The organism is Citrobacter sp. wls613 (assembly GCF_005281195.1).
In the GTDB taxonomy this organism is placed as follows: domain Bacteria; phylum Pseudomonadota; class Gammaproteobacteria; order Enterobacterales; family Enterobacteriaceae; genus Citrobacter; species Citrobacter gillenii.
Genome location: NZ_SZXN01000001.1, coordinates 4147 through 24866, shown reverse-complemented (window position 1 = coordinate 24866; position 20720 = coordinate 4147). Strand labels below are relative to the sequence as shown.

Genomic DNA, 20720 nt, shown 5'->3' with positions numbered 1-20720 from the left:
CTTCCTCCCCTCGCGGGGGGAAGCCTGCCTCTTGCAGTCCTTTTCCTGTCGCACTATCCTCTGGCGTTATGAAAACCTCTCGTCTCCCCATCGCCATCCAGCAAGCCGTTATGCGCAGCCTGCGGGAAAAACTTGCCCTCGCCAATCTCAAGCTCGAACGCAATTATCCGGAACCTAAGCTTGTGTACCAACAGCGCGGCACTGCTGCGGGTACAGCGTGGCTGCAAAGCAATGAAATTCGCCTCAACCCGGTGCTGCTGATGGAAAACGTCGAGGCGTTTATCAACGAGGTCGTACCGCATGAACTGGCACATTTGCTGGTGTGGAAGCACTTTGGCCGCGTACCGCCTCACGGGAAAGAGTGGAAATGGATGATGGAGAGCGTGCTGGGCGTTCCGGCCCGGCGTACGCATCAGTTCGAACTGCAATCCGTGCAGCGCAATACCTTTACTTACCGCTGCAAGTGCCAGGAGCATCAGTTGACCGTCCGCCGACATAACCGCATTGTGCGTGGTGAGGCCACCTACCGCTGCGTCCACTGTGGCGAACCGTTGATTCCCGGGCCGCAGGAAAACCCGGCGAAGGCCTGACATCCTCGTTCATCAATCCAAAAAAGATAATGAACTCAACGTTTCCTGCAATAAGAGCCTTTCCTCCCCCTTCAGCGTTTGCACCGGAAAGGGGAGACAAGGCGCAGACACTTTCCCCATCATTTCTGCCACCGTCGCGATCACCCTCAGGCTACCGTGCCGTTGATAAAAGGCCCACAGAGGCTGGAGCGCGCTATCCAGTTGCCGGGTTTTGACGTGATCTCCCGTCAACGCGGCATTGGCTAAAGCACGTGAATAATGCGGGAACAAGCCTGCCAGGACGGAATACCAGACATCGCCTCCGGCTAACAGCCCTGAGGCAGCCTGACCGTCGCCACTGACACCAATAGAGACGCCTGCCGGAAGACTGTTTTTTAGCCTGGCGATCCGTTCAGAGGTGAATGAAGCCAGTTTAATCGAACCAATAGCCGGTAAATTTGACAGCGCGATAAGCAGGTCATCGCTAAATTCAAACCCGGTGGTGGCGGGATTATCATAAATACATAGCGGCACCGACAGCTCGCGAGTGACTCGATCGTACAGATCAAAAACTTCATCCACGTTCAGCCGCTGGTAAGAGACCGGGGCCATCAAAACGCCGCTGACACCCGCCTGCTGCGCATCATCGATAAGGTGCAGAATTTCTTCGACTCGTACGCTGCCAATGCTGGTAATAACGGGGATATCAGATGCCGCCTCAAGCGCAAGCCGGGTAACGCGTAGGCGCTGTTCACGCGTCAGGTAGGCATAGCTCCCGGTAGAACCCAGCACACCGATGGAATCAACGCCGGCACCGGCAATATTCTCAATCAGAGAAAGCCATGTATTTTCATCAACCTCACCCGCCCTCAGCGGCGTAAGCGGAAACGCGCTCAACCCTTTCTTCATCTTTTTCCCCGGTCATTAATTCGATAAAAACGGCTGTTATCTGGGCAATCTGCGCAACGCCCTGGTTCGCGCTCGTGACACGCTACTGTATGAGCAGGCGCGCTAAACAAGCAAACAATAATCCGCCGATAGCGCCTTGTTACTCAAAAGTAATTTCTGGAACTTATATGATTTAGCTGATTGCATCTGCCCGACGCTTTCGTTACGTTGCGGGCTCGTTTTGACACGGAGTGTGTGATGTACCGTAATCTTTCTATGGCAGTGGCGTTATTGGCTACTGCACTCTCTGGCCCGGCATTCGCCGAAGGTATCAACAGCTTCTCCCAAGCGAAAGCCGCTGGTGTAAAAATTAATGCCGATGCGCCCGGCGATTTCTACTGCGGCTGTAAAATTAACTGGCAGGGCAAAAAAGGGGTCGTTGACCTCGAATCCTGCGGCTATAAAGTGCGGAAAAACGAAAACCGCGCCAGCCGTATTGAATGGGAACACGTGGTTCCGGCCTGGCAATTTGGTCATCAACGCCAGTGCTGGCAGGACGGTGGACGTAAAAATTGCGCCAAAGATCCGGTCTATCGCAAGATGGAAAGCGATATGCACAACCTGCAACCGGCAGTGGGTGAAGTAAATGGCGATCGCGCGAACTTTATGTACAGCCAGTGGAACGGCGGCGAAGGCCAGTATGGGCAGTGTGACATGAAGGTCGATTTCAAAGAAAAAGTGGCTGAGCCGCCTGCGCGCGCTCGCGGCGCCATCGCGCGCACCTATTTTTACATGCGCGACCAGTACAACCTGACGCTTTCCCGTCAGCAAACCCAGCTTTTTAACGCCTGGAATAAACAGTATCCAGTGACCGACTGGGAGTGCGAACGCGACGAACGTATTGCGAAGGTACAGGGCAACCATAACCCATACGTGCAACGCGCTTGCCAGGCGCAAAAGAGCTAACCTACACTAGCGTCAATATTTTAACCCATGCCCTGCCGTTTTGTCGGCCAGGGCCATGACGCGGATGGTTAACTATGCGTATTCCTCGCATTTATCACCCTGAACCACTCACGGCAGGCAGCCAAATTTCACTGTGTGAAGATGCCGCCAACCATATCGGTCGCGTGCTGCGCATGGGACCGGGCCAGGCTCTTCAACTATTTGACGGCAGCAACCAGGTGTTTGACGCCGAGATCACCCACGCCAGCAAGAAAAGCGTGGATGTGAAGATACTGAGCGCCGAACTCGACGATCGCGAATCTCCCTTGCATATTCATCTTGGGCAGGTGATGTCGCGCGGTGAAAAAATGGAATTTACTATCCAGAAATCGATTGAACTGGGTGTAAGCCTCATTACGCCACTTTTTTCTGAGCGCTGCGGCGTTAAACTGGACAGTGAACGCTTGAACAAGAAGCTCCAGCAGTGGCAGAAAATTGCGATTGCCGCCTGCGAGCAATGCGGTCGTAACCGGGTGCCTGAAATTCGCCCGGCAATGGATCTGGAAGCCTGGTGTGCCGAGCAGGACGAGGGGCTAAAACTGAACCTGCACCCGCGTGCCAGCGCCAGTATTAACACGCTTCCGCTGCCGGTAGAGCGCATCCGGCTGCTGATTGGACCTGAAGGCGGGCTGTCGGCAGATGAAATTGCCATGACTGCACGCTATCAGTTTACTGATATTCTGTTAGGACCTCGCGTTCTGCGTACTGAGACAACTGCGCTCACCGCCATTACCGCGCTACAGGTGCGATTTGGCGATCTGGGCTAACGGAGAAGAACAATGATCAAGCTCGGCATCGTGATGGATCCCATCGCAAGCATCAACATCAAGAAAGATTCCAGCTTCGCTATGCTGCTGGAAGCGCAACGTCGTGGTTACGAACTTCACTATATGGAGATGGCCGATCTTTATCTGATTAACGGTGAAGCCCGCGCCCGCACGCGTACCCTGAGCGTAGAGCAGAACTACGACAAATGGTATGAGTTCAACAGCGAACAAGATCTACCACTGGCTGACCTGGACGTCATTCTGATGCGTAAGGATCCGCCGTTTGATACCGAGTTCATCTACGCCACCTATATTCTGGAGCGTGCAGAAGAGCAAGGGACGCTGATCGTGAACAAACCGCAGAGCCTGCGCGATTGTAACGAAAAGCTGTTCACCGCCTGGTTCGCGGACCTGACGCCAGAAACGCTGGTCACGCGTAACAAAGCGCAGCTGAAAGCCTTCTGGCAAAAACACAGCGATATCATTCTCAAGCCGCTGGACGGCATGGGTGGTGCATCGATCTTCCGCGTAAAGGAAGGCGATCCGAACCTCGGTGTAATTGCCGAAACGCTGACCGAACACGGTACCCGCTACTGCATGGCGCAGAACTACCTGCCGGCGATTAAAGACGGCGACAAACGCGTACTGGTGGTCGATGGCGAACCCGTTCCCTACTGCCTGGCACGCATTCCACAGGGCGGTGAAACCCGTGGTAATCTGGCGGCCGGTGGCCGTGGCGAACCTCGTCCGCTGACCGACAGCGACTGGGAAATTGCACGTCGTATCGGGCCAACGCTGAAAGCCAAAGGACTGATTTTTGTCGGTCTGGATATTATCGGCGATCGCCTGACGGAAATTAACGTCACCAGCCCAACCTGTATTCGCGAAATTGAGGCGGAGTTCCCGGTGTCCATTACCGGTATGCTGATGGATGCCATTGAAGCTCGCTTAGCCAAGTAAACCTGCGCCGGATGACGACGCCACGGTGTCTTATCCGGCCTACAATTGCACCCCGTTGGCCGGATAAGGCGAAGCCGATATCCGGCAATGTTATTTTCAGAGGGTGACAACTTAACGCTTTCCTCGCATACTGACCGTAGTTGCTTTTTTGAACCAGGAAACAGAACCTCTGACAATGAATTTACAGCATCACTTTCTTATTGCCATGCCTGCTCTCCAGGATCCGATTTTCCGCCGTTCCGTGGTCTACATTTGCGAACATAATGAAAATGGCGCAATGGGGATTATCGTCAATAAACCCCTGGAAAACTTACAGATTGCAGGGATTCTGGAAAAGCTGAAGATTACCCCTGAGACACGCGATCCGGCGATTCGCCTGGATAAAGCCGTGATGCTCGGAGGCCCGTTAGCAGAAGAGCGTGGGTTTATTTTGCATACCCCTCCTTCACGCTTTGCCTCCAGCATTCGTATTTCGGACAACACCATTATCACCACTTCCCGCGATGTACTGGAAACCTTAGGCACTCAGGAACAACCTTCCGAGGTACTGGTCGCCCTGGGGTATTCATCATGGGAAAAAGGCCAACTGGAGCAAGAGTTGCTGGATAACGCCTGGCTCACCGCCCCCGCGGATCTCAATATTCTGTTTAAAACGCCGATTGCCGACCGCTGGCGCGACGCGGCCAAACTTATCGGAATCGATATCCTGACCATGCCTGGCGTGGCGGGACACGCATAATGAGCGAAACATTACTCTCCTTTGATTTTGGGACCAAAAGTATTGGCGTGGCGATTGGTCAGCGCATTACAGGTACTGCCAGACCGCTGCCTGCCATCAAAGCGCAGGACGGCACGCCAGACTGGAACGTGATTGAACGCCTGCTAAAAGAGTGGCAACCGGATGAAATCATTGTCGGTCTGCCGCTCAATATGGACGGCACCGAGCAGCCGCTTACTGCGCGCGCGCGCAAGTTTGCCAACCGTATTCATGGCCGCTTTGGCGTCACGGTCACGCTGCACGACGAACGCCTGAGCACCGTCGAAGCACGTTCCGGCCTGTTTGAGCAAGGCGGGTACCGCGCGCTGAATAAAGGCAAAGTAGACTCCGCGTCTGCCGTCGTTATTCTCGAAAGCTATTTCGAACAAGGTTACTAAGGCTCATATTTACAGCCTGCCTTGCGCCTGACGCTGCTGCAGGCTCTGGGCAAATGTTTGCATACCCGCCTGTTGCCCGGTTTGTATCACGCCGGGTAGCTGGTGGGTTTTCCCTTCACGGATCAGATTACTCACAGCCGACGTATTGACCAGCAGTTCAAATAACGCCACCCGCCCACCCTGCCTGTCGGCTTCCAGTTTTTGTGCGAGCACCGCACGCAAGCTACCCGCCAGTTGATTACGCACCGGGTCTTTTTCCTGTGTAGGGAACGTATCCACCAGCCGCTCCACCGCCTGCGCCGCACCGCGCGTATGCAGCGTTGCCAGCACCAGATGCCCCGTTTCCGCCGCCGTCAGTGCCAGACGAATCGTCTCGCTGTCGCGCAGTTCCCCCAGTAAAATCACGTCGGGATCTTCACGCAATGCCGCCCGCAGGCCGGCAGCAAAAGAAAGGCAGTGCACGCCAATCTCACGCTGTTGGATCAGACAACGCTGGCTGGTATAGCGGTATTCAATCGGGTCTTCCAGGGTCAGAATATGCCCGTCAACGTGCTGATTGAGAGAGTCCACCATCGCCGCCAGCGTCGTCGACTTACCGCTGCCCGTCGCCCCGGTCACCAGAATCAACCCGTTTTCGCTGTGCAGCAGTTCTGGCAACGCAGCGGGCGTCTGGAGATCATCCAGGCACGGGCAATCAAGCGGCAGCAGTCTCAGCGCCAGTGACGTTCCCTGCTGATGCGTAAATGCGCTGGCCCGTAAACGCCGGGAATCCGCCAGTGCGATAGCAAAATCAACCTGACCCTTTTCCCGCCACTGTACCTGTTGTTGCTCACTGAGCCAGGCCAGGAGCAGCGCGTCCACGTCAGGCGCGGTAAACGGGGCAATTTCTACCCTTCCACATATGCGCCAGCGCGCAGGCCATGCATTGCACAGGTGTAGATCCGACACGTTATGCTTTACACTAAGGGCCACTATTTCTTCCATATTCATATGAACATCCTCGGAAAATGAACGATATCGCGCATAACCTGGCACATGTCAGGGAGAAAATCTCAGCCGCCGCGACGCGTTGCGGGCGGTCTTCAGAAGACGTTACGTTGCTTGCAGTGAGCAAAACCAAACCTGCGAGCGCCATCGAAGAAGCCATTGCTGCCGGGCAGCATGCCTTTGGGGAAAACTATGTTCAGGAAGGCGTGGATAAGATCCGCTACTTCAGCGAAAACGGCGTGACTGGACTGCAGTGGCACTTTATCGGCCCGTTGCAGTCCAACAAAAGCCGTCTGGTGGCTGAACATTTTGACTGGTGCCACACGATAGACCGTTTGCGCATCGCCACCCGACTCAGCGAACAGCGCCCGGCAGACCTACCGCCGCTAAATGTGCTGATTCAAATAAACATCAGCGATGAGAACAGCAAGTCAGGTATTCCGCTGGCAGAGCTTGATGCCCTGGTCGCAGACGTCGCCGCTCTGCCGCGCATTACCCTGCGTGGACTGATGGCAATCCCGGCGCCTGAGTCAGATTATGTAAGGCAGTTTGAAGTTGCACAGCAAATGGCTGTAGCATTTGCCGGGTTGAAAACACGCTACCCGACAGTCGATACGCTCTCGTTGGGAATGTCTGATGATATGGATGCCGCCATCGCGGCGGGTAGCACGATGGTGCGCATTGGCACTGCCATTTTTGGTGCTCGTGATTACACAAAAAATTAAGGAAAACTGAGGAACACCATGAATACGTTGACCTTCCTGCTCTCAACGGTAATTGAGCTGTATACCATGGCGCTGTTATTGCGCGTGTGGATGCAGTGGTCTCGCTGCGATTTTTACAATCCGTTTTCGCAGTTCATTGTAAAAATCACTCAGCCTATTATTGGGCCGTTACGCCGAATTATTCCCCCGATGGGGCCGATTGATAGCGCATCGTTACTGGTCGCGTTAGTGCTCAGCTTTATCAAAGCTATTGTGCTGTTCAAAGTGGTCACGTTCCAACCCATTATCTGGATCGCCGCCGTACTGATCGTCCTGAAGACTATCGGGCTGCTGATTTTCTGGGTACTGCTGGTGATGGCCATCATGAGCTGGGTCAGCCAGGGCCGCAGCCCTGTAGAATACGTACTGATTCAACTGGCGGATCCGCTGCTGCGTCCTATTCGTCGTATCCTTCCAGGAATGGGCGGGATCGACTTCTCCCCGATGATCCTGGTGCTGCTACTCTATGTCATCAACATGGGGATCGCAGAAGTGTTACAAGCGACAGGCAACATGCTGCTGCCGGGGCTGTGGATGGCGCTATGAGTGCCGTAACACCCTGCGATGACGGTCTGGTTTTACGGCTCTACATTCAGCCTAAAGCCAGCCGTGACAGTATTGTGGGTTTACATGGCGACGAAGTAAAAGTCGCCATTACCGCCCCACCGGTCGATGGGCAAGCCAACAGCCATCTGGTGAAGTTTCTCGGTAAACAGTTCCGCGTGGCGAAAAGCCAGGTCGTTATTGAGAAGGGCGAGCTTGGCCGCCACAAACAGGTTAAAATCATTCATCCGCAACAGATCCCGCCAGAAATTGCGGCGCTAACTGATTAGGTATCCCATGCAAAAAGTTGTCCTCGCGACCGGCAATGCCGGTAAAGTGCGTGAACTCGCCTCTCTCCTGAGCGACTTCGGGCTTGATGTCGTTGCCCAAACGGATCTGGGCGTTGATTCCGCAGAAGAAACCGGCCTGACGTTTATTGAAAACGCCATTCTGAAGGCGCGTCATGCCGCGCAAATCACCGGTCTGCCGGCCATTGCCGATGATTCCGGCCTGGCCGTTGACGCCCTCGGCGGGGCTCCGGGGATTTATTCTGCTCGCTATTCTGGTGAAGATGCGACTGACAGACAAAATCTGGATAAACTGCTGCACACGCTGCAGGATATCCCGGACGAAAAACGTCAGGCACAGTTCCATTGTGTACTGGTGTATATGCGCCACGCAGATGACCCAACCCCTGTTGTATGTCACGGACGCTGGCCGGGCGTGATCGCTCGTGAGCCTGCCGGAGACGGTGGTTTTGGCTACGACCCTATCTTCTTTGTACCGTCTGAGGGTAAAACCGCAGCCGAACTGACCCGCGAAGAAAAGAGTGCTATTTCCCACCGTGGACAGGCACTAAAACTGCTGCTGGATGCGCTGCGTAATGGTTAAGTTGCCACCGCTGAGTCTTTATATCCACATCCCGTGGTGCGTGCAGAAATGCCCCTACTGCGACTTCAACTCGCATGCGTTAAAGGGCGAAGTTCCTCATGACGATTACGTTGGGCATCTGCTGAGCGATCTGGATGCCAACGTCGCCTACGCGCAGGGACGCGAAGTAAAGACCATTTTTATTGGTGGCGGTACGCCGAGCCTGCTCTCTGGCCCGGCAATGCAAACGCTGCTGGATGGCGTGCGTGCGCGTCTAAATCTGGCGACGGATGCCGAAATCACGATGGAAGCCAATCCCGGTACGGTGGAAGCCGATCGGTTTGTCGATTATCAACGCGCTGGAGTTAACCGCATCTCGATTGGCGTGCAAAGTTTTAGCGCCGCCAAGCTTGAGCGACTGGGGCGTATTCACGGGCCAGAAGAAGCCAAACGCGCGGCGAATCTGGCTGACGGTCTGGGATTGCGCAGCTTTAACCTGGATTTGATGCACGGCCTGCCGGATCAAACACTGGAAGAAGCGCTGGGCGATTTACAGCAGGCCATTGAGCTTAACCCCCCGCATCTCTCCTGGTATCAGCTCACTATTGAGCCCAACACGTTGTTTGGTTCGCGCCCGCCGGTGCTACCGGATGATGACGCCCTGTGGGATATTTTTGAGCAAGGCCACCGGTTGCTGACCGCCGCCGGGTATCAGCAATATGAAACCTCGGCCTATGCAAAACCGGGATATCAGTGCCAGCACAACCTGAACTACTGGCGTTTTGGCGACTATCTTGGCATTGGCTGCGGGGCTCACGGCAAGATCACCTTCCCGGACGGACGTATCCTGCGCACCACCAAAACCCGACATCCGCGCGGTTACATGCAGGGACGTTATCTCGAAAGCGAGCGTGATGTCGCCGAGGCTGATAAGCCATTTGAGTTCTTTATGAACCGCTTCCGCTTGCTGGAGGCCGCACCGCGTGTGGAATTCACCCACTATACCGGGCTTGCCGAAGAGGTGATTCGGGCACAGATTGATGAGGCTATCGCCCAGGGATATCTGACGCAGAGCGATGAGTACTGGCAGATTACCCAGCACGGTAAGCTGTTTTTAAACTCACTGCTGGAGCTGTTTCTGGCAGAGTAACGCGGAAAACCGTAATGAATGTTGGCCTGATAAGGCTTTGAGCCACCATTCGGCAAATTGCCTGATGGCGCTGCGCTTATCAGGCCTACAGGGTTAGGTCGATAAGCGCAGCCACCTTCATCGATTAGTACTGATTAAACATTTCCTGGATCTGTTTAGGATCTTTGGTCTGTGTCAGCGCCAATTGCAGCAGCACGCGAGCTTTTTGTGGGTTCAGCGAGCCAGACGCCACAAATCCGTACTTCGCATCATCGATTTCAGCATCCTGCGTGGTGGAGCCAGTAGGTACGCGGGAAGAACGCACGACCACGGTGCCTTTGTGCGCAGCGGTTGCCAGCGTATCGAAAATGGTTTTATACAGGTTACCATTACCCACACCAGCACTCACAATCCCGGCGTATCCGGCATCGACCAGCGCTTTTGCCGGCAGATCGGAGGCGTTAGCGTAGTTATAGATAATGCCCACCTTCGGCAGCTCGGTCAGCTTAGAGACATCGAATGGCGTTGCGGAAGTATGCTTGCGCGCAGGCGTACGCTGGTAATCAATTTTACCGTTATGGATATAGCCCAGCGGGCCATAGTTGACGGCTTTGAAGGTCGCGACATCCGTGGTGTTGGTCTTGGTCACATCACGGCCATCCAGGACAGTGTCGTTCATCACCACCAGCACACCGCGGTTAGCAGACGCTTTATCCGCCGCGGTCACCACGGCGTTATACAGGTTGAACGGGCCATCGGCGCTCATACCCGTAGACGGACGCATTGCGCCGACCAACACCACTGGCTTGTTGCACTTGACGGTCAGATCGAGGAAATACGCGGTTTCTTCCATAGTATCCGTACCATGGGTCACCACGAAGCCGTCGGTTTTATCACATTCGGTGTTGATCTTCTTCGCCAGCGTTAACCAGACGTCGTCATTCATGTCCTGCGAGCCAATATTCACCACCTGCTCGCCTTTAACGACGGCAATATCTTTCAGTTGCGGCACCGCATCGACCAGATTTTCTACGCCAACTTTACCCGCCGTGTAGTTGGATTTTGTTGCGGAATCACCGCCACCAGCAATCGTCCCGCCGGTAGCCAGAATGGTGATATTGGGTAATGCGAGCGCTGCGCCGCTGAACCCCATAACCAGTGCTGCCAGTGCCGTTTTTCTGAAAAAATCCATGTTATTACTCCGGTTATTTGAATTTGCCGCATTATGTCAACCTGACAGATGAATAATGTGACCTCTTCCAATTAACCAGACTTATATATTTATAAATTTGTTATTTTTAGAGATGGATATCAAAAAACAAGGAAAATGCAAAGCAAAACGGCACAGAATGTTTCTGTGCCGTTAAAGAGAGGTAAATGCTATTTTAGACCGTTAACCAATGCCTTACGGTCATCTTCCAGCGTCACGACGCGCGCGCAAACATCTTTGCCAAACTGCTGGAAGTCTTTCTCTTGGTTCTTCCATTCATTCTGGATGGAGGTTTGCAAACCGCCAAGGCTACCGAGCACACCCTGCAGTGGGTTACCGCCACCTTTGAGCACCGCTTTGGCACCCATTTCGTTGATGCTGTCCTGCAGAATGCCGCCCATCGCCTGATTCACCAGCTGCTGCCCGTCAGCACGGACCTGATCAATCGCCTTATAATGGAAGGTCAGACCGTCAGTACGATGCTCGATGATCCGGTTCATCTGCTCTTTCAATTGGGCGTCAAGCTTGGTTAAACGACCGCGCATGTTGCTGCTTTCACCGACTTCTTTGGCGATAATTTTGTCCAGCGCGATGCGACCTTTCTCGACGCGCGCTCTGGCGCCGTCGTCAATCCACGGCAGGCTGCTACGCAACGCCGCCTGATAATCTTTCGCCTGCTCACGCTGTGCGGCGCTTAAGGTGTACTGCTTACCGTTGAAGGTAACATTCCCGGCTGGCGTGATCACCAGATCGCCGTTTTCACCCTTCACCTGCACCGTTTGCGGAGTCACAATCACATCGTCACGCGGGGTGACGCTGCACTTATAATCAGCATGTGCGGCCATCGCCGTGAACGTCAGGACTGCCGCCAGCAGCGTTTTACGCATCATATCTATCCCTCAATACAAATCGGGCCGGCATTTGCCGACCCTGTGCTACTTAGTCCCACCAAATATCGAAAAGTTCGCTGGTGCGCACATCTTCAAGTTTGTGCTCTTCCAGCCACTTACGCACGATTGCCTGATGTTCTTCAGTGCATTTGCCGATTTCCTGCAGGCAGATCAGACCTTCCCAGGCCAGATAGCCACTGCCGTCATAGGCCAGCTTGTTCGGCTCAATAACCTCATTGATAAAGTCATCAACGATTTTATCGACCTGCTCTTCAGATGTGCCTTCCGGAAAACGCCATGCAACCGAAAATCCGACTTCCTGGAATTCGTCGATATGCATTTTTTTACGCAGACGACGGCTACGGTTCTTTGCCATTATTTCACCCTCTCGAACATTAAGTCCCATACGCCGTGGCCAAGACGATGGCCACGTTGTTCAAATTTGGTTACCGGGCGCGATGGTGGGCGCGGTACATAATCGTTACTCTCAGACTGGTTTTTATACCCGTCAATGGAGGACATCACTTCAAGCATGTGCTCCGCATAGGCTTCCCAGTCGGTAGCCATGTGGAAAACACCGCCCAACTTCAGCTTACTCTTCACCAGCTCAGCAAACGGTACCTGAACGATACGGCGTTTATTATGACGTGCTTTATGCCACGGGTCAGGGAAAAAGAGCTGAACCATCGATAAAGAATTGTCAGGAATCATTTTGTGCAGCACTTCAACGGCGTCATGACACATCACGCGCAGGTTTTCGACGCCCTCTTCATGCGCCGAAGCCAGGCAGGCACCAACGCCCGGAGAGTGAACCTCAATACCGAGGAAGTTTTGTTCCGGACGCGCTTTGGCCATCGCCACCAGCGAAGCGCCCATACCGAAACCTATTTCAAGCGTCACCGGTGCGTCACGGCCAAACAGCGCAGCAAAATCGACCGGCGCTTCGCTGAACTCAACGCCCATCACCGGCCAGTAGTTTTCCAGTGCGTGTTCCTGCCCTTTAGTCAGTCGCCCCTGGCGACGAACAAAACTACGAATCCGGCGCAGCGGGCGACCGTTTTCATCAAATTCCGGTGAAATGACGTCGTTCTTCATAAAAGTTTAGTCTGCTGTGTTTGAGTTCTGAAAACGGGCATTATCCAAAGTTAGTTGCCGGATGCAAGTAAAGGAAGAGAGTCAGCTGCGGAAAGTTCCGGTTTACACCCTTCGACCTCTGTGCTGCAATCTTGCCCCCAGCAATAATGAAACGGTAATCATGCAAGCGTCTCAATTTTCAGCTCAGGTGTTGAGCTGGTACGACAAATACGGGCGGAAAACGCTGCCCTGGCAAATTGACAAGACGCCTTACAAAGTATGGCTTTCTGAAGTCATGCTGCAACAAACTCAGGTTGCGACCGTTATTCCTTATTTTGAACGCTTTATGGCGCGCTTTCCAACGATAACCGATTTAGCCCATGCCCCGCTTGATGAAGTCCTGCATTTGTGGACCGGGCTGGGGTATTACGCGCGTGCGCGCAATCTGCATAAAGCCGCTCAGCAGGTGGCGACGCTGCATGGCGGCACCTTCCCGCAAACCTTTGATGAAGTTGCCGCCCTGCCCGGCGTTGGACGCTCTACCGCAGGCGCGATCCTTTCGCTCTCTTTGGGTCAGCATTTTCCGATTCTCGACGGCAACGTCAAACGCGTGCTGGCACGCTGTTATGCTGTCAGCGGCTGGCCGGGGAAAAAAGAGGTCGAGAAAAAACTGTGGGCGTTGAGTGAGCAGGTTACACCCGCCCACGGCGTTGAACGATTTAATCAGGCGATGATGGATTTAGGCGCGCTAGTCTGTACGCGTTCAAAACCTAAGTGCGCCCTGTGCCCATTACAAAATGGCTGTGTGGCTACCGCCAATGCAAGTTGGGCACAATACCCGGGTAAAAAGCCCAAGCAGACGTTACCGGAGCGCACAGGCTATTTTTTACTGATGCAGCATAACGATGAGGTGTTACTCGCGCAGCGTCCACCCAGCGGCTTATGGGGCGGATTATACTGTTTTCCGCAGTTTGAAGATGAAGATGGACTGCATCAGTGGCTGGCGCAACGGCAAATTAACGCAGATAATCTGACCCAGCTTACTGCATTTCGCCATACCTTTAGTCATTTCCACTTAGATATTGTGCCTATGTGGCTTCCCGTGTCCTCATTCACCACCTGCATGGATGAAGGCAACGCGCTCTGGTATAACTTAGCGCAACCGCCGTCGGTCGGACTGGCGGCTCCTGTGGAGCGTTTGTTACAGCAATTACGCGTCGGTGCGCAGGTTTAACGTGCCGGTCGATAAAGAGGATTTTTTATGAGCAGAACGATTTTTTGTACTTTCCTGCAACGTGAAGCAGAAGGTCAGGATTTTCAGCTGTACCCAGGCGATCTGGGAAAACGCATTTATAACGAGATTTCGAAAGAAGCATGGGCACAGTGGCAGCACAAGCAAACCATGCTGATTAACGAGAAGAAACTCAACATGATGAACGTCGAGCACCGCAAGCTGTTGGAACAGGAGATGATCAACTTCCTGTTTGAAGGCAAGGACGTGCACATTGAAGGCTATACGCCAGAGTCATAAGAACCGTTGCCGGATGGCGCTGCGCTTATCCGGCCGACGATTTAATCTGGTCCTTGCAAATAACCAACACAACACGCACCCCCGGAATGATGAAAAAATTTCTCGCGCTTGCCGTTATTGCGCCGTTGCTCATCTCCTGTTCCAGTTCGACCAAAAAAGGCGATTCCTATAACGAAGCCTGGGTCAAGGATACCAACGGTTTTGATATTCTGATGGGGCAGTTTGCCCATAACATTGAGAATTTGTGGGGATTTAAAGAAGTGCTGATCGCGGGTCCGAAGGACTACGTCAAGTATACCGATCAGTATCAAACCCGCAGCCACATCAACTTTGATGACGGTACCATAACCGTGGAGACCATCGCCGGGACAGATCCTGCCGGGCATTTACGACGGGCAATAATCAAGACCTTGCTGATGGGAGACGATCCGGGTTCCATCGATCTCTATTCCGATGTCGATGATATCAAGATTTCCAAAGAGCCGTTCCTCTACGGGCAGGTCGTTGATAATACCGGTCAGCCTATTCGCTGGGAGGGACGCGCGACAAACTTCGCCAACTACCTGCTGCAAACGCGACTGAAGAGCCGGAGTAACGGCCTGCGCATTATCTACAGCGTGACAATTAACCTGGTGCCAAACCACCTTGATAAGCGTGCGCATAAGTATATCGGCATGGTTCGTCAGGCATCGCGTAAGTATGGCGTCGACGAGGCGCTGATCCTCGCCATCATGCAAACCGAGTCCTCCTTTAACCCGTATGCGGTCAGCCATGCTGATGCACTGGGCCTGATGCAGGTCGTGCAGCACAGCGCCGGGAAGGATGTATTCCGCTCACAGGGCCGTTCCGGTACGCCAAGCCGTAGCTTCTTGTTTGACCCGGCCAACAACATTGATACCGGTACCGCCTATCTGGCGATGCTCAACAATGTCTACCTGGGCGGAATCGATAACCCAACCTCACGTCGTTACGCCGTCATTACCGCGTATAACGGTGGGGCAGGCAGCGTGCTGCGTGTGTTCTCCAGCGATAAAATTCAGGCAGCAAATATCATCAACAGCATGTCGCCGGGAGACGTTTATCAAACATTAACCACCCGACATCCGTCGGCGGAATCACGCCGCTACCTTTATAAGGTCAATTCTGCACAAAAATCCTATCGACGTCGGTAATGTTTACCCTCTTCGGCCGCGTGAAGCTGGCGGCAGAAGAGGGTAAAAGTGTTAACTCCGTCACTATTTTGCTTTGCAATTGGAAATTGTTTGCAAATATTTGTCACAGCTAACAAAAAAACACCCCTTCTCATTGATAGAATCACATCATATTGAAACGGCAAATGTGCTTTTTAAAACATCCATCCGCATTACGATGTGAGGAAATTAACATGAATCTTAAGCTGCAGCTGAAAGTCCTTTCCTTTCTGCAGTTCTGCCTGTGGGGTAGTTGGCTCACGACCCTCGGCTCTTATATGTTTGTCACCCTTAAATTCGACGGTGCCTCTATTGGCGCAGTCTATAGCTCGCTGGGGATTGCCGCCGTATTTATGCCTACGCTGTTAGGTATCGTCGCCGACAAATGGATCAGTGCCAAGTGGGTTTATGCTCTTTGCCACCTGGTGGGTGCGGGTACGCTGTTCGCTGCCGCCGAGGTCACCACGCCTGGAGCCATGTTCTTTGTGATCCTGCTTAACTCCCTGGCCTATATGCCAACGCTGGGGTTAATCAACACTATTTCTTACTATCGCCTGCAGTCTGCCGGGATGGATATTGTCACCGACTTCCCGCCAATCCGTATCTGGGGCACCATCGGGTTTATTCTGGCCATGTGGGCGGTAAGCTTCTCAGGCTTTGAACTGAGCCATATGCAGCTGTATATCGGCGCAATTCTGTCCGTGGTACTGGCACTGTTCACCCTGACGCTGCCGCATATTCCGGTTGCTAATCAGCAGAAAAATCAGAGCTGGACGTCAATGATGGGTTTGGATGCCTTCGCCCTGTTTAAAAACAAGCGTATGGCAATTTTCTTCATCTTCTCGATGATGCTGGGCGCAGAACTGCAAATTACCAACATGTTCGGTAATACCTTCCTGCACAGCTTCGATAATAACCCGCTGTTCTCTGGTAGCTTCATCGTCGAGCATGCGTCAGTCATGATGTCCATCTCGCAGATTTCAGAAACCCTGTTTATCCTGACCATCCCGTTCTTCTTAAGCCGTTACGGTATTAAGAACGTTATGCTGATCAGTATTGTGGCGTGGATGCTGCGTTTTGGTCTGTTTGCGTACGGCGACCCGACTCCGTTCGGTACCGTGCTGCTGGTTCTGTCGATGATTGTTTACGGCTGCGCCTTCGATTTCTTCAACATCTCCGGTTCGGTGTTCGTGGAAAAAGAAGTTCGTCCGGAAATTCGCGCCAGTGCACAGGGTATGTTCCTGATGATGACCAACGGCTTTGGCTGTATTCTGGGTGGTCTGGTGAGCGGTAAAGTGGTGGAACACTTCACACTGAACGGCATTACTGACTGGCAGAGCGTATGGCTGATCTTCGCGGGCTACTCACTGTTCCTGGCCTTTGCCTTCGTCGCACTGTTTAAGTACAAACACGTTCGCACTCCGGCTGGCACACAGACTATCGCACACTAATCTTCATTGATTAAAAAGGGTCACCTGACGGTGACCCTTTTTTTGCCGGAAATGTATCGGCCGCGCGATCCGTTTTTTATTTCAGAACATATCCGTACAGACGCTTAATGCCGTCGGCGTCCGTTTCACTGTAAACCCCTTGCAGTTCAGGTGAGAAGCCCGGCAGCAGATTAACGCCCTCTTCCAGCGCCAGGAAGTAACGCTGTACCGCTCCGCCCCACACTTCACCGGGTACTACGCACAACACGCCGGGAGGATAAGGCAACGCACCTTCTGCCGCGATACGACCGGCAGCATCACTAATGCGCACCAGCTCAACATCTCCCCGGATATAAGCACTGTTGGCATCCTGCGGGTTCATGGCAACAGCGGGTAAGCTCTCCTGACGGAACATCGCTTTTTGCAGATCCTTCACATCAAAGCTCACGTACAGGTCATGCATTTCCTGACACAGTTCACGCAGCGTGTAATCTCGATAGCGCATCGGGTATTTGTTGAAGATTGTGGGCAGCACATCTGCCAGCGGCGTATCGTTCTCAATGTGCTGTTCAAACTGAGCCAGCATCGCCACCAGCTGCGCCATTTTCTCTGCGCTTTCTGCTGGCGTCAGCAGGAACAGGATTGAATTGAGGTCGCATTTTTCCGGCACAATACCATTCTCTCGCAGGTAGTGTGCGAGGATCGTCGCTGGTATACCAAAGTCAGTATACTGCCCAGTTTGCGCATCAATGCCCGGCGTGGTCAGCAGCAGTTTGCACGGATCGACAAAATACTGATCGCTCGCATAGCCGTCAAAACCATGCCATTTCGCTCCCGGCTCAAAGCTAAAGAAGCGACGCTCGCTGGCAATAACCTGCGTCGGGTATGTCTGCCAGGGCTTCCCCCCCACCATCGGGGGAATAAAGGGCTGAATCAGCTTACAGCGATCGATAATGGCTTTACGTGCCTCAATTCCTAACGCCACGCATTCCGCCCATAACCGGCGTCCGCTCTCACCTTCATGGATTTTTGCGTTAACGTCCAGCGCGGCAAATAGCGGGTAAAACGGGCTGGTGGAGGCGTGCAGCATAAAAGCATTGTTCAACCGTTTATGCGGGCAAAAACGCGCCTGGCCGCGAATATGGTTATCTTTTTTGTGGATCTGCGAGGTTTGTGAGAACCCGGCCTGCTGTTTGTGCACCGACTGGGTGACAAAAATCCCGGGATCATTGGGTTTGAGATCCAGTAGCAATGGCGAGCCATCCGCCATCATCGGGATAAATTGTTCGTAACCAACCCAGGCAGAGTCAAACAAAATGTAATCGCACAAACTGCCGATCTTGTCGATCACCTGTCGCGCGTTATAAATGGTCCCATCATAGGTTCCCAACTGGATAATCGCCAGACGGAACGGGCGCGGCTGGTCGGCTTTATGTGGTGCGACGTCGCGTATCTGCCCACGCAGATACGCTTCATTAAAGCAGTGCTCATCAACGCCGCCAATAAAGCCAAACGGGTTACGCGCCGCCTCCAGATAGACTGGTGTAGCGCCGGCCTGGATCAGCGCACCATGGTGGTTTGATTTATGATTATTACGGTCAAACAGCACCAGATCGCCACGCGTCAGTAACGCGTTGGTCACGACTTTATTGGCAGCAGAGGTGCCGTTCAGCACAAAGTATGTTTTATCTGCATTAAACACTTTTGCCGCAAACTTCTGCGCATGCTTTGCCGACCCCTCATGAATGAGCAAATCGCCCAACTTGACGTCAGCATTGCACATGTCCGCGCGAAACAAATTCTCGCCAAAGAACTCATAAAAATGCCGTCCGGCAGGATGTTTCTTAAAAAATTCACCGTGCTGATGGCCTGGGCAGGCAAAGGTACTGTTGCCCATTTCGACATACTGCGTCAGCGTGTCATAAAATGGTGGCAACAGATCGTCCTCATAACGACATGCGGCGGACTCCAGCTCCAGCCAGTCCTGTGCGTTACCGCCAATAACCGCCTCTGCACCCGCAGGTAATTCGACAGTAACCTCTGAGAAAATAAACACCGGTAAATGAAAACCTGTGCGTTTAAGCAACGCGAGGATCCCGCTGCGGCTGTCCGCAACGGTAATGACGACTGCCGCAACATCAGTAAAATCGGTACCGTCCAGTGACACCACCTGACGATGGGTAGACAGACAAGAGACCAGTTCACCACTGGCGGCAATTTTCATTGATTTCATAAGCGCAAAAACCCGTTTCGGGAAAGTCAAAGTCCCGGACAATGCCACACGGCGTTATCCCACGAAATGTTTGGTCAAACTGGTTACCAGCCCCGACCGCCAGACATCAGTAAAAGCAGATAGCCTCTGATCTTACTGTTATCCTGCAGTGAGCGTACGCCGCCGTCACCGCATGGAGGGAGAATGAGGATGTGTCGTAGAAAGGGGAGGACGTCGCGCAAAAAGGCGATGTTGAAGGTGATGTAGGGGGAATTGATTCATCCCAGGCAACCCCATTCAGACAGGAGAAAATTCGCGCAATCATGGCACCTTTCACTACCAGGCGCAAGACAAAATCCTATGCATATCCCCACAGATAAACAAGCATTTTGCCGGACAATAGCGTCATAATAATGCAATCTGAAAACATAAATATACCCCGAAAATTGCCTTCGTCATCAAGACGATAACGGGTATGCAGGAGCTCATGTGGTAATCGGACCTTTTATTAATGCCAGCGCTATTTTACTTGGTGGCGTTCTCGGTACGCTGCTCAGCCAGCATTTACCCGAACGCATTCGGGTCTCAATGACCTCTATTTTCGGACTGGCTTCTCTGGGCATTGGTATCTTGCTGGTAATCAAATGCGCCAACCTGCCGGTTATGGTGCTGGCAACGCTGGTCGGCGCACTGATTGGCGAGTTGTGCCATCTGGAAAAAGGGATTAATGCGGCGGTCGCCAAAGCGCAGCAGCTTTTCTCAAAGTCAGATGCCAATGCAACGCACGAATCGTTTATTCAAAGCTTTGTCGCCATCATTGTATTGTTTTGTGCCAGCGGCACCGGGATCTTTGGGGCGATACATGAAGGAATGACCGGCGATCCGAATATTTTAATCGCGAAGTCGTTTCTCGATTTCTTCACCGCTATCATCTTCGCCTGTTCGCTGGGGATTGCGGTATCCGCCATTTGTGTGCCGATGCTGGCAATCCAGCTGACGCTCGCCGCCTGCGCCGCGCTGATCTTGCCTTTGACGACGCCTGCCATGATGGCTGACTTTAGCGCCGTAGGTGGCTTGCTGTTGCTGGCAACCGGCTTGCGTATCTGCGGAATTAAAATGTTTGCCGTCGTGAACATGCTACCTACCCTGCTATTGGCCATGCCGCTTTCCGCCGCGTGGACGGCATTTTTTGCCTGAGAATGCGTGCAATACCAGCAATGTGGTGATAGATTGTGCAGTCTGCATTGATTTGAAGAAATTTCGTTGACGAAAAGAAGCGAATCGGTTTTAATGCGCCTCGTTGCCCGGATAGCTCAGTCGGTAGAGCAGGGGATTGAAAATCCCCGTGTCCTTGGTTCGATTCCGAGTCCGGGCACCACTATTTAGAAAAACCAGCCTACGGGCTGGTTTTTTGCTTTCTGGGGTTCCGGTAGATTTCTGGTCGTGATGGCCGCAGATATCATTACTCTGCCCCTTCGGTAATCCCCCGAAAAACCGGTGTGTTCATAAGTAGAATTTTCTCGTAATCTGAACCGGGGAGATCTCT

23 protein-coding genes and 1 tRNA gene are annotated in these 20720 nt (G+C 53.1%); 17 read left to right on the top strand and 7 right to left on the bottom strand.

The window, feature by feature from the left end; all coding sequences use genetic code 11:
- Positions 1-68: 68 nt before the first annotated feature.
- Complete coding sequence (locus FDX01_RS00150; protein ID WP_115257518.1) at positions 69-590, top strand: SprT family zinc-dependent metalloprotease; 522 nt, start codon at positions 69-71, stop codon at positions 588-590.
- Positions 591-602: 12 nt separating this feature from the next.
- Here the strand turns inward: FDX01_RS00150 and FDX01_RS00145 are convergent, their stop codons facing one another.
- The gene (locus tag FDX01_RS00145) at positions 603-1478 is read right to left on the bottom strand and encodes a dihydrodipicolinate synthase family protein (RefSeq protein ID WP_137399022.1); all 876 of its coding nucleotides are present in this window, start codon (positions 1476-1478) and stop codon (positions 603-605) included.
- Positions 1479-1715: 237 nt separating this feature from the next.
- On the opposite strand from FDX01_RS00145, the gene endA reads away from it, so the two are divergent.
- From endA to ruvX, 5 genes are all read left to right on the top strand, one after another.
- A complete protein-coding gene (gene endA, locus FDX01_RS00140) occupies positions 1716-2423 on the top strand; it encodes a deoxyribonuclease I (protein ID WP_117342640.1) in 708 nt (235 codons plus the stop codon).
- Positions 2424-2497: 74 nt separating this feature from the next.
- Positions 2498-3229, top strand: coding sequence for a 16S rRNA (uracil(1498)-N(3))-methyltransferase (gene rsmE / locus FDX01_RS00135; RefSeq protein WP_096755748.1), 732 nt, complete (start codon positions 2498-2500; stop codon positions 3227-3229).
- A 12-nt stretch (positions 3230-3241) separates the two neighbouring features.
- Positions 3242-4189 carry a glutathione synthase gene (gshB, locus tag FDX01_RS00130; protein ID WP_117342642.1) on the top strand — a complete coding sequence of 316 codons (948 nt, stop codon included), beginning with the start codon at positions 3242-3244 and terminating at the stop codon, positions 4187-4189.
- Positions 4190-4364: 175 nt separating this feature from the next.
- Positions 4365-4928, top strand: coding sequence for a YqgE/AlgH family protein (locus tag FDX01_RS00125; RefSeq protein ID WP_096755746.1), 564 nt, complete (start codon positions 4365-4367; stop codon positions 4926-4928).
- Positions 4928-5344, top strand: a complete 417-nt coding sequence (gene ruvX, locus FDX01_RS00120; RefSeq protein WP_096755745.1) for a Holliday junction resolvase RuvX — start codon at positions 4928-4930, stop codon at positions 5342-5344. The genes FDX01_RS00125 and ruvX overlap by 1 nt, the downstream gene beginning before the upstream one ends.
- Before the next feature lie 9 nt (positions 5345-5353).
- Here ruvX and FDX01_RS00115 read toward each other — a convergent pair whose 3' ends face one another.
- Positions 5354-6334, bottom strand: coding sequence for a type IV pilus twitching motility protein PilT (locus tag FDX01_RS00115; RefSeq protein ID WP_137399021.1), 981 nt, complete (start codon positions 6332-6334; stop codon positions 5354-5356).
- 17 nt (positions 6335-6351) lie between these two features.
- Here FDX01_RS00115 and FDX01_RS00110 point away from each other — a divergent pair, with 17 nt between their 5' ends.
- From FDX01_RS00110 to hemW, 5 genes are read left to right on the top strand one after another with little or no spacing between them, the layout of a single operon-like run.
- The gene (locus tag FDX01_RS00110; protein ID WP_137399020.1) at positions 6352-7056 is read left to right on the top strand and encodes a YggS family pyridoxal phosphate-dependent enzyme; all 705 of its coding nucleotides are present in this window, start codon (positions 6352-6354) and stop codon (positions 7054-7056) included.
- A gap of 18 nt (positions 7057-7074) precedes the next feature.
- Positions 7075-7641: a YggT family protein gene (locus FDX01_RS00105; RefSeq protein ID WP_096755742.1), complete on the top strand. Its 567-nt coding sequence runs from the start codon at positions 7075-7077 to the stop codon at positions 7639-7641.
- Positions 7638-7928, top strand: coding sequence for a DUF167 family protein YggU (gene yggU, locus FDX01_RS00100; protein WP_003027101.1), 291 nt, complete (start codon positions 7638-7640; stop codon positions 7926-7928). The genes FDX01_RS00105 and yggU overlap by 4 nt, the downstream gene beginning before the upstream one ends.
- A gap of 7 nt (positions 7929-7935) precedes the next feature.
- Positions 7936-8529, top strand: coding sequence for an XTP/dITP diphosphatase (locus FDX01_RS00095; protein WP_137362190.1), 594 nt, complete (start codon positions 7936-7938; stop codon positions 8527-8529).
- The gene (hemW, locus tag FDX01_RS00090; RefSeq protein ID WP_137399019.1) at positions 8522-9658 is read left to right on the top strand and encodes a radical SAM family heme chaperone HemW; all 1137 of its coding nucleotides are present in this window, start codon (positions 8522-8524) and stop codon (positions 9656-9658) included. Before FDX01_RS00095 ends, hemW begins: the two co-directional genes overlap by 8 nt.
- Before the next feature lie 124 nt (positions 9659-9782).
- Here hemW and ansB read toward each other — a convergent pair whose 3' ends face one another.
- The 4 genes from ansB to trmB form a co-directional block, all read right to left on the bottom strand.
- The gene (gene ansB, locus FDX01_RS00085; RefSeq protein WP_096755739.1) at positions 9783-10829 is read right to left on the bottom strand and encodes an L-asparaginase 2; all 1047 of its coding nucleotides are present in this window, start codon (positions 10827-10829) and stop codon (positions 9783-9785) included.
- 188 nt (positions 10830-11017) lie between these two features.
- Positions 11018-11737: a DUF2884 domain-containing protein gene (locus FDX01_RS00080; protein ID WP_096755738.1), complete on the bottom strand. Its 720-nt coding sequence runs from the start codon at positions 11735-11737 to the stop codon at positions 11018-11020.
- Between the two features lie 49 nt (positions 11738-11786).
- The gene (locus tag FDX01_RS00075; RefSeq protein WP_096755737.1) at positions 11787-12113 is read right to left on the bottom strand and encodes a YggL family protein; all 327 of its coding nucleotides are present in this window, start codon (positions 12111-12113) and stop codon (positions 11787-11789) included.
- A complete protein-coding gene (trmB, locus tag FDX01_RS00070) occupies positions 12113-12832 on the bottom strand; it encodes a tRNA (guanosine(46)-N7)-methyltransferase TrmB (protein WP_096755736.1) in 720 nt (239 codons plus the stop codon). The genes FDX01_RS00075 and trmB overlap by 1 nt, the downstream gene beginning before the upstream one ends.
- A 160-nt stretch (positions 12833-12992) precedes the next feature.
- On the opposite strand from trmB, the gene mutY reads away from it, so the two are divergent.
- The 4 genes from mutY to FDX01_RS00050 all read left to right on the top strand — a co-directional run bounded on the left by mutY (position 12993) and on the right by FDX01_RS00050 (position 16983).
- Entirely contained in the window at positions 12993-14045 is a 1053-nt protein-coding gene (mutY, locus tag FDX01_RS00065) for an A/G-specific adenine glycosylase (RefSeq protein ID WP_096755735.1), read from the top strand.
- A 27-nt stretch (positions 14046-14072) separates the two neighbouring features.
- Positions 14073-14342 carry an oxidative damage protection protein gene (locus FDX01_RS00060; RefSeq protein ID WP_003027126.1) on the top strand — a complete coding sequence of 90 codons (270 nt, stop codon included), beginning with the start codon at positions 14073-14075 and terminating at the stop codon, positions 14340-14342.
- 86 nt (positions 14343-14428) lie between these two features.
- Positions 14429-15514: a membrane-bound lytic murein transglycosylase MltC gene (gene mltC / locus FDX01_RS00055; protein WP_135911431.1), complete on the top strand. Its 1086-nt coding sequence runs from the start codon at positions 14429-14431 to the stop codon at positions 15512-15514.
- Positions 15515-15726: 212 nt separating this feature from the next.
- Positions 15727-16983, top strand: coding sequence for a nucleoside permease (locus FDX01_RS00050; protein WP_096755733.1), 1257 nt, complete (start codon positions 15727-15729; stop codon positions 16981-16983).
- Between the two features lie 76 nt (positions 16984-17059).
- Here the strand turns inward: FDX01_RS00050 and FDX01_RS00045 are convergent, their stop codons facing one another.
- A complete protein-coding gene (locus FDX01_RS00045) occupies positions 17060-19195 on the bottom strand; it encodes an ornithine decarboxylase (RefSeq protein ID WP_137399018.1) in 2136 nt (711 codons plus the stop codon).
- Positions 19196-19663: 468 nt separating this feature from the next.
- On the opposite strand from FDX01_RS00045, the gene FDX01_RS00040 reads away from it, so the two are divergent.
- A complete protein-coding gene (locus tag FDX01_RS00040; RefSeq protein WP_137399017.1) occupies positions 19664-20371 on the top strand; it encodes a DUF554 domain-containing protein in 708 nt (235 codons plus the stop codon).
- A gap of 105 nt (positions 20372-20476) precedes the next feature.
- A tRNA-Phe gene (locus FDX01_RS00035) sits at positions 20477-20552 on the top strand.
- The last annotated feature ends 168 nt before the right edge of the window (positions 20553-20720 follow it).